The sequence below is a fragment of the Protofrankia sp. CiP1_Cm_nod4 genome, assembly GCF_982290645.1.
On sequence record NZ_CEVIVC010000048.1, the window covers coordinates 35,760 to 36,747 of the forward strand.

Sequence of the window (988 nt, forward strand, 5' to 3'; positions counted from 1 at the left end):
CCTTCGGTGTCAGCAGCCAGATCACACCGGCCTCCGACAACTGGCGGCGCGCGTCGATGAGTGCCTCAACAAGGTCGCCGTCGTCGTCCCGCCACCACAGCAGCACGACATCGACCACATCGTCGGAGTCCTCCGGGACGAGTTCCGTTCCGCTGGCCGAGGTGACGGCGTCGAGAAGATCATAGGCGATGTCGTTGTCTTCGTTGAGCGACTGAACCAGTACCCCGGGCGTAATGCCCAGACGTTCCGCACGCCGCTGACCCTCGGCGTTCGCCGCGGTCGGACTCACCCTCAACAACCTCCTGCTCGTGTCAGCTGCCCGCGGGCACGCCGCCCGTGAGCACCGGCTGTACGGCACGGCGGTTGTTCGATCCACCTGCTGCGCGCACCACCGTGGACCTAGTCCACCGGAGCACCCCGGGGCAGCGCAAGTGCCACGCCGGTAGTTGTGGACAAAGGTGCCACCCGTACCGGCTCATCCGGACAGAAACGAGAGTCGAACAGTGCGTTCAGGATTGTCCACGTTGAGATCCACGAGCGCGATCGACTGCCACGTCCCCAGGAGCAGGCGGCCGTCGAGGACCGGCACGGTCAGCGACGGGGAGATCAGCGCCGGCAGGACGTGCGAGCGCCCGTGGCCCGCCGAGCCGTGCGCGTGCCGCCAGCGGCTGTCCGCCGGCAGCAGCTCGCCGAGCGTGGTGAGCAGGTCGGCGTCGCTGCCCGAGCCGAGCTCGAGCAGGGCGACTCCGGCGGTCGCGTGCGGGACGAACACCGACAGCAGCCCGTCCCCGCGCCCGGCCACGAACCGACGGGCATCATCGGTGAGGTCGTGGACACGCTCCGTCCCGCCAGTGTGTACGGACACCGTGGTCGTCTCCATGCCCCGCCCTCTCCCGGCCTTCTTCCCCGTACTTCCCCGCGCTTCCCCGCGCTTCCCCGCACCGCCGCCACTTCCCCGCACCGCCAGCGCGCGCCCACGCCCGGGGGG

The 988-nt window shown here is 69.9% G+C and carries 2 protein-coding genes; both read right to left on the bottom strand.

Features of this window, described 5'->3' with window-relative positions; translation table 11 throughout:
* Positions 1–289, bottom strand: a 289-nt coding sequence (locus AC5LSR_RS11635) for a DUF3052 family protein (protein WP_493468442.1), incomplete at its 3' end; no start/stop codon positions are given.
* A gap of 186 nt (positions 290–475) precedes the next feature.
* Complete coding sequence (locus tag AC5LSR_RS11640; protein WP_250282230.1) at positions 476–880, bottom strand: secondary thiamine-phosphate synthase enzyme YjbQ; 405 nt, start codon at positions 878–880, stop codon at positions 476–478.
* Between the last annotated feature and the right edge of the window lie 108 nt (positions 881–988).